Annotated in this window: 14 protein-coding genes; 5 read left to right on the forward strand and 9 right to left on the reverse strand. The window is 61.6% G+C overall.

What is annotated here, in order from left to right; genetic code table 11:
• Nucleotides 1–24: 24 nt before the first annotated feature.
• The gene (locus tag NKJ67_RS27800) at nt 25–924 is read right to left on the reverse strand and encodes a LysR substrate-binding domain-containing protein (protein WP_127411553.1); all 900 of its coding nucleotides are present in this window, start codon (nt 922–924) and stop codon (nt 25–27) included.
• A 219-nt stretch (nt 925–1143) separates the two neighbouring features.
• On the opposite strand from NKJ67_RS27800, the gene NKJ67_RS27805 reads away from it, so the two are divergent.
• From NKJ67_RS27805 to NKJ67_RS27825, 5 genes are all read left to right on the forward strand, one after another.
• Complete coding sequence (locus tag NKJ67_RS27805; protein ID WP_013531162.1) at nt 1144–1329, forward strand: hypothetical protein; 186 nt, start codon at nt 1144–1146, stop codon at nt 1327–1329.
• Nucleotides 1330–1669: 340 nt separating this feature from the next.
• The gene (locus tag NKJ67_RS27810; RefSeq protein ID WP_013531161.1) at nt 1670–1804 is read left to right on the forward strand and encodes a hypothetical protein; all 135 of its coding nucleotides are present in this window, start codon (nt 1670–1672) and stop codon (nt 1802–1804) included.
• A gap of 347 nt (nt 1805–2151) precedes the next feature.
• Nucleotides 2152–3090 carry a GlxA family transcriptional regulator gene (locus NKJ67_RS27815; protein ID WP_348625597.1) on the forward strand — a complete coding sequence of 313 codons (939 nt, stop codon included), beginning with the start codon at nt 2152–2154 and terminating at the stop codon, nt 3088–3090.
• 73 nt (nt 3091–3163) lie between these two features.
• Nucleotides 3164–3454, forward strand: a complete 291-nt coding sequence (locus NKJ67_RS27820) for a type II toxin-antitoxin system TacA family antitoxin (RefSeq protein ID WP_027034749.1) — start codon at nt 3164–3166, stop codon at nt 3452–3454.
• Entirely contained in the window at nt 3451–3942 is a 492-nt protein-coding gene (locus NKJ67_RS27825) for a GNAT family N-acetyltransferase (RefSeq protein WP_027034750.1), read from the forward strand. Before NKJ67_RS27820 ends, NKJ67_RS27825 begins: the two co-directional genes overlap by 4 nt.
• 34 nt (nt 3943–3976) lie before the next feature.
• Here the strand turns inward: NKJ67_RS27825 and NKJ67_RS27830 are convergent, their stop codons facing one another.
• The 8 genes from NKJ67_RS27830 to NKJ67_RS27865 form a co-directional block, all read right to left on the reverse strand.
• On the reverse strand, nt 3977–4318 hold the full coding sequence (locus tag NKJ67_RS27830) for a peptidase inhibitor family I36 protein (protein ID WP_027034751.1): 342 nt from the start codon (nt 4316–4318) through the stop codon (nt 3977–3979).
• Between the two features lie 166 nt (nt 4319–4484).
• Nucleotides 4485–5333, reverse strand: a complete 849-nt coding sequence (locus tag NKJ67_RS27835; protein ID WP_352584389.1) for a DUF1194 domain-containing protein — start codon at nt 5331–5333, stop codon at nt 4485–4487.
• A 94-nt stretch (nt 5334–5427) separates the two neighbouring features.
• On the reverse strand, nt 5428–7989 hold the full coding sequence (locus NKJ67_RS27840) for a GcvT family protein (RefSeq protein WP_352584391.1): 2562 nt from the start codon (nt 7987–7989) through the stop codon (nt 5428–5430).
• A gap of 154 nt (nt 7990–8143) precedes the next feature.
• Complete coding sequence (locus tag NKJ67_RS27845; protein WP_352584393.1) at nt 8144–8902, reverse strand: FkbM family methyltransferase; 759 nt, start codon at nt 8900–8902, stop codon at nt 8144–8146.
• A complete protein-coding gene (locus tag NKJ67_RS27850) occupies nt 8899–10131 on the reverse strand; it encodes a hypothetical protein (protein WP_352584395.1) in 1233 nt (410 codons plus the stop codon). Before NKJ67_RS27850 ends, NKJ67_RS27845 begins: the two co-directional genes overlap by 4 nt.
• Nucleotides 10132–10155: 24 nt before the next feature.
• Entirely contained in the window at nt 10156–11586 is a 1431-nt protein-coding gene (locus NKJ67_RS27855; RefSeq protein ID WP_245270233.1) for an aspartate aminotransferase family protein, read from the reverse strand.
• Nucleotides 11587–11690: 104 nt separating this feature from the next.
• Nucleotides 11691–12698: an NAD-dependent epimerase/dehydratase family protein gene (locus NKJ67_RS27860; RefSeq protein WP_352584397.1), complete on the reverse strand. Its 1008-nt coding sequence runs from the start codon at nt 12696–12698 to the stop codon at nt 11691–11693.
• Nucleotides 12695–13129 carry an EamA family transporter gene (locus tag NKJ67_RS27865; RefSeq protein WP_027034758.1) on the reverse strand — a complete coding sequence of 145 codons (435 nt, stop codon included), beginning with the start codon at nt 13127–13129 and terminating at the stop codon, nt 12695–12697. The genes NKJ67_RS27860 and NKJ67_RS27865 overlap by 4 nt, the downstream gene beginning before the upstream one ends.
• Nucleotides 13130–13186: the final 57 nt, after the last annotated feature.

Raw genomic sequence — 13186 nt, forward strand, 5'->3', positions numbered from 1 at the left:
TCTATTATCGTCCTTACCAGCCGGTCAGAACTTGCCGGTTTCCCGGAACACTTCGAAAGTCGCACGGATGTGGTCGGCGACCGCCTTGACCGGGGCACTGGCATCCGGCGCCACCACCATCGCCAGATTGTAGGTGCCGATATCGGGCATGCCATCCTTCGGGCAGAGTTCGACCATGTCATTGCCGAGGAACGACTTCGGCAGCGGCGCCACGGCGAGATCGGACATGATCGCGGCGCGCTGGCCGGCCGTGTGCGCGCTCATATAGGCGATGCGGTAGTTCCGGCCCTCGCGGCCAAGCGCATCGAGCGCTCCGGCCCGCCAGGCGCAACCCTCTTCCCATAGCGATACCGGCAAGGGCTCGCGCAGATGCGCGGAGCCACCCTTGGCACCGGCCCAGACGATCGGCTCGGTCAGCAGCACCTCGGCGCCGAGCGCGCTGGTCTTGTAGGAATTGGTCAACAGCGTGATGTCGAGCGCCCGGTCGTCCATGCGCCGACGCAGATTGCTGCTCTGGTCTATGGTGACGTCGACGGCGATCGACGGATGCGACTGCGCGAAACGCTTCAACACATGCGGCAGCACGCGCTCACCGTAATCGTCCGGCGAGCCAAGCCGCACCACACCGACAATCTCGGGAATGATGAACTTCGACACTACCTCGCGGTTGATCGACAGCAGCCGGCGGGCATAGCCGAGCAGCATCTCGCCGTCCGTGGTCAGCGACACCGAGCGGGCGTCGCGCGCGAACACCGAGCGGCCGAGGATATCCTCCAACTTCTTGATCTGCATGGAGACGGCCGACGGCGTGCGGAAGACGGCATTGGCGGCGGTGGTGAAGCTGCCGGTCTCGGCAATCGCCACGAAAGTACGCAAAACGTCGAGATCGAGCAGTGGCAGCGGATGATTGAGCGGGGCGTTCATGGGAACCAGCCTTCAATTTTTCTGATACAAAGCATCATTCCATTTCGTTTGATTGAACATCAGATTGGGAGGATAGTCAACTCCATCGAATGAGGCTGCTGCCACAAGCAGCCATGAAACGACCTCGACACAGACCTGCATTCGACACGAAATGAAGTTGAAACAAACCCGACGTAACCAACGTGGTCTGGCACCCGCCAGCCACCAAAGGAGAATGAAATGTCTATCCTGTCGTCCCTTGGTCGCATCGCGACCGAATTCAGCGCGGCCCGCGCCCGCTACCAGACCGAACGCGCCATCCGCTCCCTGCCGATCGAACTGCAGAAGGATATCGGCTGGCCTGAAGCTTCCGACACCAAGACCGGCACTCGCAATGGCATCGGATCCTGGGCTGGAGCAAAATAGATCGTGTGTACCATGTGCTGAAGGCCTGCCGCGCGAACCGCCCGGCAGGCCTTCTCTGTTTTATTTGTATTCAAATGAGTTTTTGGAGCCATGTCGCTGGCGTATGACGCATATGAGAAAGCCGCATAGCAGCTCCTGTATCCAATTAATGCCTTGTAAATAATCGTAAATTTTGGGCACCTTGCCCAAATCTGTCGCACTCGATGTCGCATTTCATATCAAGCGCTTCGCTTTTGCGATTTAGTTTCTGCTTACACAAGCCTATATCAGCGCCAGCAAACGAGCTGCCCCACTCCATCAAGCGAAGGCGACCCGTCTGAGCAACCGAATGGAGATGATTATGAAGCTTTTTGCACGCCTCTTTGCCCGCCGCGAAATGAACCTGACCACCGCTCTCGAGCGTCAGCGTCTTGCCAACACCATGCCCGGCCAGACCGGCGCCATGAATGCGGCGCGCCTCGGCTTCGTCGCCTGAAGATTTTTTAGGGGGCAGCGCATCCCTGCCGCTGCTTTAAAACTGTAACGCCGCCTGGCTCCAGCCAAGGCGGCGTTTTGTTCTGCGCGCAGGCCATACGTTGCTCGTCCCTTGAACAGTTGGTGCCACTTCCAGGGCGCGCTGCACGCCGATTGCCCATTTGCGACCCATGTCGCAAATTTAATCTTGTCGTAGCGGCGCAGCCGATTGACAGACATGGTTTTTCCTGATGTCGCTATGCTATTCGCGACATCCTGTTCGCGCCATGGCTGTGTGAGGTTCCCTTGAACGCCGTAAAGCATCCGATCAAGCGATCGTTTGTATTCTTTCTTATTCCCGATTTCACCATGATCGCTTTTGCGACCGCGCTCGACCCGCTGCGCTCGGCCAATCGCATGCTCGGCTATGAGGCCTATCGCTGGCGCCTCGCCAGCATCGACGGCAAGCCGGTGCGCGCCTCGAACGGGGTCGAATGCGCGGTCAACACGTCGCTCGAGGATGAGCGCAAGAAGATGGCAGGCCCCGACCGGCCGAACATGGCCATCGTCTGCAGCGGCATCAATGTCGAGCGTTATCAGAACAAGTCCGCCTTCGCCTGGCTGCGCGAGGAATACAATCGCGGCGTCGCCGTCGGCGGCCTGTGCACCGGCGCGCATATCCTCGCCGCCGCCGGGCTGCTGTCCAACAAGCGCTGCGCCATCCACTGGGAGAACCTGCCGGGCTTTTCCGAAGCGTTCCCGAAGGCCAATGTCTTTGCCGACCTTTTCGAGATCGACCAGAACATCTACACCTGCGCCGGTGGCACGGCCGCACTCGACATGATGCTGAAGCTGATCGGCGACGACTTTGACGAGAACCTCGTCAACCGCGTCTGCGAGCAAGTGCTGACCGACCGCGTGCGCAGCCCCACCGACCGCCAGCGCCTGCCGCTACGCGCCCGCCTCGGCGTCCAGAACTCGAAAGTGCTGACCATCATCGAACTGATGGAGGGCAATCTGTCGGAGCCGCTGTCGCTGATCGAGATCGCCGACCATGTCGACCTGTCGCGCCGTCAGATCGAACGGCTGTTCCGCACCGAGATGGGGCGCTCCCCTGCCCGCTACTATCTCGAAATCCGGCTCGACCGCGCCAGGCATCTGCTGATCCAGTCGTCGATGCCGGTGGTCGAGGTGGCGGTCGCCTGCGGCTTCGTCTCGGCCTCGCATTTCTCCAAATGCTACCGAGAACTCTACGCCCGCTCGCCGCAGCAGGAGCGCGTCGACCGTAAGCAGTTGCTGGCGGCGTGATCCGATACGCCCTTAGAGAATTGTCATGACATTGTCTGGCAAAATGTGATATCCTTATGTTGAAAGGTGTCACATGACCACGAGAACGACTCGATCCGAAAAACTGGACTTGCGTCTTACCGTCGAGGCAAAGCGGACGCTCGCGACCGCAGCCGCCGTTGAGCGCCGTTCGCTGAGTGATTTTGTCCTTGAAAGTGCACTTGGGCGCGCCGAGGAAACATTGGCGGACCGACACAGCTTCTCCCTCGACGCAGAAAAATGGGCTGCGTTCATGGCGGCGCTGGATGCCCCCACGCGAGATCTTCCGCGCCTGAAGCGCCTGCTGAGTGAACCGAGCATCTTTTCCGGCCGCGATCCAGCGTGAGCCGGTTTCGTATCGAGAAACTGGCTCGCACGCATCTGGTGGATGTGTTCGATTGCGGCGAGCAGCCGCTCAATAGGTTTCTCGCCAGGTACGCGCTTCAAAACCAGCAAGCAAATGGCTCGCAAACCTATATTGGTCTCTCCGGCGAAGATGTGATCGGCTTCTATACGCTCGTGGTTGGTGAAGTCGCCTATGATGGTGCGCCCGAGCGGTTGACGAAAGGCCTTGCGCGCCATCCGGTTCCGATAATGCTGCTGGCGCGTCTCGCGGTCAGCCTGAACTGGCAGGGCAAAGGCGTTGGCGGCGGAATGCTGCGCGATGCCATCCTGCGCAGCCTGCAGGCGGCTGACATTGCAGGCATCCGCGCGGTGACCGTACATGCCAAGGATCACAACGCCCGCGCCTTTTACGAGCGTTATGGTTTCATTCAATCCCCAACCGACCCGCTACACCTCTATGTGCTTGTAAAGGATTTACGGAACCTTTGAGGCACACGTAATCGGTCTGCGCCGCGCCTGAACCTCAGTAGCCGTCGCAGGTGCATTCCGCCGAGGAGATACGGTCGTTCCAGTCACTGCCGCCCAAATTGCGGATCCTGCGCGTGATCTCGATCGAGCGGCCGCCCATCCGAGAATCCTCATAGGCCACGAGCGTGCAGCCGCGGCGAACGATCACCGACGACACACGGTCATTCCAAAACTGGCCGCCACGAAAATTTACGGAATCCTCGGCGCCCATGCCGATGGACCGCCCGCGAAAATTCCCGTTCTCGAACATGATGCAGGCAGCCTGGTTGTATTGGGCGCTGGCGACGTCGGCATACAGCACGGACGCGACTGCGGTCAGGATGGCAAGACGTCTCATCGGTTTTTCCTCGGTTCGGCCGCGCTCCTGGCTGGGTCACGCGGCTTGGCCAGTTTGCCACTGCTTCGGTCGCGGAGGCAAGCCCGGAGCGTAAGCCCGAACAGGTAGGCAGCGGGGCAAGAATGGGAGCCGGTTTGGCCAAAGATCACGCTCAATGGGAAGAGCTTTAGCGGCTGTCGAACATCCAGCTGCGGTTTCGCCACATTTTCTCGCCGACCAGACAGTCGGTGGTGGACCTCTCCTGCGCCAATATCACCGGCGGATGCGCGGCTTCTTCCGCCGCCCATTGCGGCGAGGCCGGACCGGCGAGTTCCAGCACCAGTTTGCGACGGATGGCTTCCGGAAATTGCGTCCAGTCATTGACCGGGATCATGAAGGCTCCGGGACCGCCAATGACGCAGTCGCTGTAGTAGCGATCGAGATTGCTGACGTCGTAGGCACCGGTGAAGCCGCCTCGCGTCATCAGCGGCAGGCCGTTGATGACGATGCCTTGCTTGATCAGATCGTCGCGGGTCAGATTGACCGGCGCACCCTGGTTGTTGGGGCCGTCGCCCGAAATGTCGATCACCCGCTTCGTGCCTTGGTAGCCGCTTTCGGCGAACAGGTCGTTGCCGAACTCCAGCGCTCCGGAGATCGAGGTGCGCCGCGCGCTGTTGGGCGGCTGCGCCGACAATTGCGCAACCACGCGCTCGGCGTCGGTGCGGCTGGCGATCACCGTCCACGGCACGATGACGCGCTGCCAGTTGGTGCCGGCCCATTCGACATAGGTGACGGCGATCTTGCCATAAGCGCCATCGGCAATGGCTTGCAGCACATTGTCGTGCGTCAGCGCCGCTGCGTAGCCATGACGCTGGATCTCGAGCTCGTCCGGTGACATCGACAGCGAGACATCGACGGCCAGCACCAGCTCGACATCGACGGGCTCGTCAGCAAGGGACGCCGGCGCCAACCAAAGCGTCAGCGCGAACGCGGCACAGCCCGAAAGCAAATGTCTAGCACAGGCAAAAGCAGACATTCCGCAAGGGTAAGCGAAAACCGTCGGCTTAAAAAGAGAAAAGCCCGGCCGATGGCCAGGCTTTTGTCTTCATGCCCTCGCGCCTGCCCGGCGCTCAACTGCGCGGCTTCAAATTCTCCGGATCGTAGAGCGGCTTGTAGCCGACGGCGGCGACTTCGACCGGATAGGTCTCGCCGAAATACTCGATGGTGAGCTTGCGGCCCTCCTGGGCGTAGGCCCACGGCAGATAGGCGAGGCCGATGTTCTTGCCGATGGTCGGGCCGTACGCCATCGACGTGGTGAAAGACCGCCGGCCGAGCTCGTCGACCAGTGTCTCGCCAGTCTTCGGATCCATCACCGGCATCGTGCCGACCGGATAGCGGGCCACGCCCTTCGCATCGACATTCTCGGTCATCACCAGCGTGCACAGCACGGCCGGCTGGTGCTCGCGAGCGCGGTATTCGACATGCTTGGCCTTGCCGCAGAAATCGTTCTCCTTGACCTTCGGACGAGCGAGATCCGCTTCGAGCAGATTGTACTCGGTCAGGAGATCGGCGTTCTGCAGCCGCAGGCTCTTTTCCATGCGGCGCGTGTTGGCATAGGTCTCGACGCCGAACGGCATGACGCCGGTCGAGCGCAGCGCGTCCCAGACAGCGAGACCGTCCTCGTAGCGCATATGCAGTTCCCAGCCCTGCTCGCCGACATAGGATATGCGGAAAGCGGTGACATCCTTGCCGCCGATCAGGACCGGCTTGATCGCCGCGAATGGGAAGTTCTCAACAGAGAGCCCGTCCGGATTTTCGACCACCTTCTGCAAGGTCGCCCGGGCGTTCGGCCCCCAGATGCCGATGGTGACATACTTCTCGGTCACGTCGGTGATGGTGACGTCGAAACCTTTGTCCTGTGCCGTGCGGCGCATGTACTGGAAGTCGCGCGGACCGGCGTCCGCGCCGTCGATCAAACGACAGCGGTCGGCCATGCGGATGACGGTAAAGTCGGCGCGCACCATGCCTTCCTCGTCGAGGAAGTGGGTGTAGATGCCCTTGCCGATGTTGTTGTCGCCGCCGATCTTGGCCGCGCACAGCCATTCCAGCAGTGCGACATGGTCGGGACCTTCGATATCATACATGGCGAAGTGCGACAGGTTGACGATGCCGCAATCCTCGCTCATGGCCAGATGTTCGGCATTGGAGACGCGCCAGAAATGGCGGTTGTCCCATTCGTTCTCACGCACCGGCACGCGGTTGCCGTATTTTTCCAAAAGATGCTCGTTGGCGGCATAGCCGTGAGCGCGCTCCCAGCCGCCCAGCTCCATGAAATAGCCACCGAGTTCCTTCTCGCGCTCCCAGAACGGCGAGCGCCTGATGTTACGGGCTTTGGAGAACGGCTCGCGCGGATGCACCGCCGGATTGTAGACCTTCATCGCCGTCTCGGTGCAGCGGTCCCAGATGAACTGCTCCTTGGTCTGGTGCGGATAGAAGCGCGCATAGTCGATAGCGTGATGGTCGATTTCCGTGCGGCCGTCGGTCATCCAGTCGGCGATGAGCTTGCCCATGCCGGGACCATCCTTGACCCAGATGGCGACCGCATACCACAGGCCTCGCACCTTCTGGCTTTCGCCCATGGACGGGCCGCCATCGGCCGTCACCTGGAGAAGCCCGTTAAAGGAATGGCTCTCGTTATAGCCGAGTTCGCCAAGAATCGGCGTCAGTTCCATGGCGCGTTCGAGCGGTGCCAGGATCTGCTCCATGTCGAGATCGCGCTGCGAGGGCGAAAGCCGCGCCTGGTCCTTCTCCAGGAGGTCGCGCGGATGGCAAAGGCGCGGATTGGTCTCTTCGTAGTAACCCCATTCGATCTGCCCGCCCTCGGCGGTCTTGGGATCGCCGGTGTCGCGCATATAGGCCGAATTGCCCTGGTCGCGCAGCAGCGGCCAGCCGATCTCCTTGCCGGTGCCGGCGAACTCGTTGTAGGGGCCGAAGAAGGTCAGCGGATGGTCGATCGGCATGACCGGCAGGTCTTCGCCCACCATTTCCGCGATCAGCCGGCCCCAGATACCGGCGCAGACGACGACATAGTCGGCCTCGATGGTGCCGCGGTCCGTCACCACGCCTGATATGCGGCCGTCCTTGACGACAAGCGACCTGGCCGATGTGTTGGCGAAGGATTTGAGCTTGCCCGAGGCTTCCGCCTGGTCGACCAGCTTGCCGGCGACCGTCTGCGAGCGCGGGATGACCAGACCAGCATCGGGATCCCACAGGCCGCCCTGGACAATCGCTTCTTCGATGAGCGGAAATTTTTCCTTGATCTCGGCCGGCTCGATCAGGCGGGCGCGCGTGCCAAACGCCTTGGCCGAGGCGATCTTGCGCTTGATCTCTTCCATACGGCTATCGTCGCCGACACGCGCGACCTCAAGGCCGCCGATACGCGCGTAATGACCCATCTTCTCGTAGAAATCGATGGAGTAGAGCGTCGTCCAGCACGACAGGAAATCGTGGCTGGTCGTGTAGCAGAAATCGGAGGCATGCGCGGTCGAGCCGATATCGGTCGGGATGCCTGATTTGTCGATGCCGACAATGTCGTCCCAGCCGCGTTCGATCAGATGATGGGCGATCGATGCGCCGACAATACCGCCCAGGCCGACGATGACGACCTTCGCCTTTTTCGGAAACTCTGCCATTGCCCGCGACTCCAAAGTGATAAAGCGGGCGGACTATAGGGCGGAGCGGCAGCACGATTGAAGCCTGTTTGCGACATTGGCAAAAAGCCGAGCGACCAGACGGCAGAATGCTTCACACCGGCGCCTGGGGCGGTTCGCTTTCCGGTAGGCTAACTCAGGCGAAGGCCCAGATGTCCTCGGCCTGGAAACCGACCTGATAGCCTGATGTCTTCAGCTTGACCACGACCTGGCCGATCTCGGCGGCCGGCAGCGCGCCAACCTCGACCTTGATCATGCCGGGACGGTAGCGCTTGAGGTCGAGCTGTTCGAAGACGATCCAGTCGGCGCCCTCGCAATCGACGAGGAAAGCGTCGATATGGGTGATGCCGTTGCGGTCGAGCAGCGTCTGCAAGGTCTCGGATGGCACCTCGATGTCCCTGAGATGCGGCGCGAACTTGTTGAAGTTGGCGTCGGCCTCGCCCCAGGCATTCTTGCCCGACATCAGATTGGTGTCGGTGACCGACGAGCAGCCGATGAACTCGATCGGCAGCGTGCCGGCCTCGAGTGCGGCGGCATCGAAAGTGTGGACGGTGATCGTGCCCTTTGTCTTCGTCACCGCCACCGGCTCGATGATGAAGCGGTCCATATCGGGATAATTGGCGCGCAGTCTCTTCTGGTTGTACGGGATCGGCTCGACCAGCATCGCGCGTGCGCCGGCAATCCGGTGCAGCCACGGCGTGACGTCATCGAACAGCGCACCGTCGCAGGCGCCGACATTGACCATCTGAAACGGCCGTCCTGCCCCACCAAACCGCGCCCTCAGCGCCGCCTTGGCAAGGAACTTCGTTCCGCGCAGCGACGGCCCGCGATCGAGAACTCCCTTGGGAAGACCAAGCGACAGGGCAACGCGCGCCAGGCTGGATAGCGAACTCATGACTTGTCTCCGGGAATGATTTGCATGGCAGGGCGATTCTGGCCGCGAGCCACGGCCGCCCACAACGCCATGAACGGCGTCGCCAGCAGCAGGAATGGCGGGATCAGATGCGGGAAATAGATGCGCGTGTCGTGGATCGGGAAGACGGTGAACTTCGCCAGCGCGCCGAGCACCAGTGCCGCAAAAAGGATGCTGGCGCGGCGATCGAGGCGGAAGCCGGCACGGGCGACAGCAAACCAGCCGGCCAGTGCCAGCACCGACACGCCGACCCAGCTGTTCAGGCTGACGGCGCGCAACAGCGAGGTGGCGAAAGCCCTGAGATAGGCACCCACCGAGAATGGCGGTTCGAACCCGTCCATATTGTAGTGCTGCTCGATGCTGGAGAACCACAGATGCGGCCACCAGCCGGGATGATGCGCCCAGTGCGAGATGGCAAAGTAGGCGATGAAGGACGCGGCAAAGCCAACCAGCGCACCCCATGCTTTCTGCCGGAACACAACCAGCAGTATCGCGAAAATCGCAAGGAAAACAATATTGTCCGGGCGCACCATGAAGGCGAGGAAGAGCAGGATCGCCGTCGCCACCTCGCGGCCGCGGACATAGGCATAAAGCCCGCCGAGCAGCAGCGCTGACGTGAGCAGGTCCGGCGTCGAGGCGCGCGCCGCATCGCCGAAATCAGCCATGATCAGCACCGCGCCGACGATAGGCGCCAACGCCAGCGCCCCCTGGGAGCGCAACCAAAGCAGCGCAATCGCGCCGAACAGCAGCACGGAGAACACCGACACCAGGCGCATTGCCTCCACCGGCGACATCACCGCGCTTAGCGTCGACAGGATCTCGGCATAGAGGAACTTGATCCGGTACATGCCGAGCAGTGAATGGAAGTCGGCGGCATTCTCCGCCATGTGGCTGCGGAAGCCGCCGCCATCGTCGGTCAGCGCCTTGTAGTCGCCTGCGGACACGCCCGATTTGACAGTGTTGTAGGCATAGTCATGCAGCGCCTGCGCATCGGGATAGGTGCCTTCCTCCGCTATAGCAAGATAGGGCAGCATGTCCCAGTTGGCGTCGGGCATCACCCATGCGGTGAACGCCGTCAAAAGGATGTAGAGCGCGAAGGCCGCCGCGCCGATGGGTGCCGCCAGCCGCGCATAAGTCCCCTCGCCCCACGCCAGGCCGGCCCCGGTGAGCCGGTCGAGTGGGTTGTCTGGTGCGGGCGACCTGGTCAGCATTGTCGAACTCAGCGAGCTTCGTTTCTAACGGACTTGGCTTTTGACGAAGTCCTTGACGATCGACACGATGCCGCGCGACAGCAGACTGTCGAAGGCATCGACGAAGCGGTCGACATGCTCGCGCTGGCAGATCAACGGCGGCTCCAGCCGGATGACGTTGCGGTTGTACTCGGTGAAGGCGACCAGCACGTCGTAATCGCGCAGCAGCAGCGCGCCAACGAAGCCCGACAGCGAGCCCTTCAGCTTGTCGTCGAGCACGCTGACGATCGGCCGCAGGACCATCGGCAAGGTCTGCGAGAAGTCGTGGAACTCCAGGCCGACCATAAAACCCTTGCCGCGCACATCCTTGATGATCTTCGGGTACTTTTCCCTGAGCGCCTGCAGGCGCTGCAGCAAATAGTCGCCGGTGACGGCGGCATTGTCGATCAGCCCCTCGTCATAGAGCACGTTGAGCCCCTCGATCGAGGTGACGCAGGCCTCGCCCATGCCGCCGAAGGTCGCCATGGCATGGATCATCGCCGTTTTCGGCGTGCCATAGGCCTTCATGTAGACCTCGCGCCGCGCGATCATGGCTCCCACCGCCGCCTTGCCGGCGCCAAGCGACTTGGCCAGCGCGGTCACATCGGGAATGACGCCGTAATGCTCGAAGGCGTAGAAGCGGCCCGAACGGCCGTAGCCGCACTGCACTTCGTCGGCGACCCACAGCACGCCATACTGATCGCACAGCGCGCGCAGCTTCTGCCAATATTCGGCCGGCGCCTGGATGATGCCGCCGCCGCCCTGGATGGTTTCCAGCACGATGACGCCGACCTCCGGGTCGGAGCGGAACAGGCGCTCGACCGCCTCGATGTCGGCGAACGGGATGCGGACCGTGTTTTCGGCCACCTTGAAGTCGGCGCGGTAAAGCTGGCCGTCTGTGATGCCCAGCACGCCCTTGGTCTTGCCGTGGAAGGAATTCTCGGCATAGACGATCTTCGGCCGCTTCGGACCGGCGGCGCGCTCGGCGAGCTTCACCGCCGCTTCCATCGCTTCCGAGCCGGACGAGCCCAAAAATACCATGTCGAGATCGCCGGGCGAGCATTTGGCGATGTTGTGCGCAAGCGCTGCCGCATATTGCGACATGAAGGCGATGGCGATTTCCTGGCGCTTCTCCTCCTGGAATTTCTTGCGTGCTTCCAGGATGCGCGGATGATTGTGGCCAAAGGCCAGCGAACCGAAGCCGCCGAAGAAGTCGAGGATCTTGCGGCCGTTCTGGTCGATGTAGAACATGCCTTCGGCACGCTCGATCTTGATCTTGTGGAAGCCGAGCAGCTTCATGAAGTGCAGCTGGCCGGGGTTGAGATGCGCCTTGAACAGGTCGGTCATGCGGGCCACGTCCATCGCCTTGGCCTGCTCGACGCTGATCAAATCGGGCTTGGCGATGGTGGCGGGCGACAGCGACGGCGCGCTGACCATGGTGCGCAAATTGGTCTGCTCTGGCTTGGCCATGACGGTCATTTCAATCTCCTGTCTGCACGCACGACCAGGGTCGAGCGCAACGAAAGCTGTTTTGCGAGCCGCTATTCGGCGGGCACATGTTTGGTGGCGACTGCGTGACCGGCTTTCTTTGCGCGGTACTCGCTGTAGGCGGCGATCAGCATGTCCTCGTCGCGATATTGCGGCACCCAGCCGAGCTGGCGCCCGGCCTTGGACACGTCGAGCACGCAGTCCTCGTCGGCGATCAGATACTGCTCCGGGTCCATGATCGGCATGTTCAAGAGGTCGAGCAGGTCCAGCGTGCGCTTGACCGCCCAGCCCGGTGTCGGGATCAGGATCGATTTCGAGCCGGCATGCCTGATCAGATCGCCGAGCAATTTCTTGACCGGCGGCGGGTTGAGCGAACCCAGATTATAGGCCTCGTTTGGCACACCGGCCTTCCAGGCCGCGCGCGCGGCCTCGGCGCAGTCGAACACCGAGATGAACTGATAAGGATTCCTGCCCGAACCGATCATCGGCACGGGAAGGTTCCAGTCGATCAGCTTGAACAGTTTTTCCAGAATGCCGAGCCGGCCGGGGCCGATGATCAGGCGCGGGCGAAACAGCGAGATCGACATGCCGCGCTTGCGCCATTCGGCGGCAAGCTCCTCTGTCTTCTGCTTCGACCAGCCATATTCGCCCAGCGGCGCCACCGGGTGCTCCTCGGTCATCGGCTGCGTGACCGTGTGGCCGTAGATCATGTCGGTCGTGTAGTGGACGAGTTTTGACGCACCGGCTCCGTCCATGGCCTGCATGATGTGCTCGGTGCCATGGAAATTCACAGGGAAGAAGAAATCGTGCCGCTTGGCCCGCACCTGGATCGGCGACAGCATCTTGGCCGACAAATTGTAGACCATATCATCGGCCTTCAGCCCAACCGCCGCGACCGAGGTCGGATCGGTGACGTCGCACTGGATAAAGCGGACGGTGCGGTAGTGCGGCAGGTCGCTCTTGACGATGTCGGCGACGACAACCTCTTCACCATCGGCGACAAGCTTCGGGGCAAGATGGCGGCCGACGAAACCGTCGCCGCCGAAAATCACATGTCTCATCGAACGATCTCGTTTGCTTGGATCTTGTCGGGCGCGATGGAAGCGGTCTGGTCCTCATGCCCTCGCCCACTTTGCGCGATCAGCACCGTGCCGACGCAGATGAAGGCGATGCCGGCGATCCGCCAGCCATTGAGGTCCTCGCGGAAGACGAAATAAGCGAAGATGGCGACGGCAACATAGGCGAGGCTGAGGAACGGATAAGCGAAGGAGAGCTCGACCTTGGACAGCACATAGAGATGCGACGCCATCGAGATGACGAAGGTACACAGGCCAAGGAACACCCAGGGGCTGAAGACGATCTGCAGCAGCTTGACGAGCGGATTGACGCCCTCGAACGAGATCGGTCCGAGCGACATCATGCCTTGCTTCAGCATCAGCTGCGCGGCGGCATTGGTCATGACGGTAAAGAGAATGAAGACGATGTATTTCATGTGTTCCAAGCCGCCCCTTCGCGCTTCCTATTACAAACCCGCAAACATTTGGTGAAG

Source organism: Mesorhizobium sp. M0088 (genome assembly GCF_040322895.1).
In the GTDB taxonomy this organism is placed as follows: Bacteria; Pseudomonadota; Alphaproteobacteria; order Rhizobiales; family Rhizobiaceae; genus Mesorhizobium.

Excerpts from the sequence above, each read along its gene's own strand:
- NKJ67_RS27830 (WP_027034751.1), bottom strand. The coding sequence starts at position 4,318 with ATGAGACGTCTTGCCATCCTGACCGCAGTCGCGTCCGTGCTGTATGCC.
- NKJ67_RS27860 (WP_352584397.1), bottom strand. The coding sequence starts at position 12,698 with ATGAGACATGTGATTTTCGGCGGCGACGGTTTCGTCGGCCGCCATCTT.
- NKJ67_RS27810 (WP_013531161.1), top strand. The coding sequence starts at position 1,670 with ATGAAGCTTTTTGCACGCCTCTTTGCCCGCCGCGAAATGAACCTGACC.
- NKJ67_RS27800 (WP_127411553.1), bottom strand. The coding sequence starts at position 924 with ATGAACGCCCCGCTCAATCATCCGCTGCCACTGCTCGATCTCGACGTT.
- NKJ67_RS27815 (WP_348625597.1), top strand. The coding sequence starts at position 2,152 with ATGATCGCTTTTGCGACCGCGCTCGACCCGCTGCGCTCGGCCAATCGC.
- NKJ67_RS27840 (WP_352584391.1), bottom strand. The coding sequence starts at position 7,989 with ATGGCAGAGTTTCCGAAAAAGGCGAAGGTCGTCATCGTCGGCCTGGGC.
- NKJ67_RS27850 (WP_352584395.1), bottom strand. The coding sequence starts at position 10,131 with ATGCTGACCAGGTCGCCCGCACCAGACAACCCACTCGACCGGCTCACC.
- NKJ67_RS27845 (WP_352584393.1), bottom strand. The coding sequence starts at position 8,902 with ATGAGTTCGCTATCCAGCCTGGCGCGCGTTGCCCTGTCGCTTGGTCTT.
- NKJ67_RS27855 (WP_245270233.1), bottom strand. The coding sequence starts at position 11,586 with ATGGTCAGCGCGCCGTCGCTGTCGCCCGCCACCATCGCCAAGCCCGAT.
- NKJ67_RS27835 (WP_352584389.1), bottom strand. The coding sequence starts at position 5,333 with ATGTCTGCTTTTGCCTGTGCTAGACATTTGCTTTCGGGCTGTGCCGCG.
- NKJ67_RS27865 (WP_027034758.1), bottom strand. The coding sequence starts at position 13,129 with ATGAAATACATCGTCTTCATTCTCTTTACCGTCATGACCAATGCCGCC.
- NKJ67_RS27805 (WP_013531162.1), top strand. The coding sequence starts at position 1,144 with ATGTCTATCCTGTCGTCCCTTGGTCGCATCGCGACCGAATTCAGCGCG.
- NKJ67_RS27820 (WP_027034749.1), top strand. The coding sequence starts at position 3,164 with ATGACCACGAGAACGACTCGATCCGAAAAACTGGACTTGCGTCTTACC.